The following is a 249-nucleotide window of genomic DNA, read 5'->3' on the forward strand; positions in this document are numbered from 1 at the left end:
ATGTTGCGACACAGTTCATCGTTGGGGAGTCCGATTTTCGCGGTGTGCCAGATATCAACCATGAGTCCAGCCGATGGGCTATCGGAATGGCTGACAACTTCCAGCGCGTCGTAGATGGTCTTCAGGTGAGAAAACGGAGTTGCTTCCAACGCGAGCTTGACGCCATGAGCTTCAGCTTCCGCAGCGAGATCAGTAAACGCACTGGCCATGTGAGCAATGGAAACCACACCATTGGTGCCCTCTCCTGCT

Annotated in this window: 1 protein-coding gene; it reads right to left on the bottom strand. The window is 54.2% G+C overall.

The annotated features are described in order from the left end of the window. A partial coding sequence (locus FCU66_RS40940; protein ID WP_136625543.1) for a TIM barrel protein occupies window positions 1-249 on the bottom strand: 249 nt, incomplete at both ends.

Source organism: Mesorhizobium norvegicum, assembly GCF_004919685.1.
GTDB lineage: Bacteria > Pseudomonadota > Alphaproteobacteria > Rhizobiales > Rhizobiaceae > Mesorhizobium > Mesorhizobium norvegicum.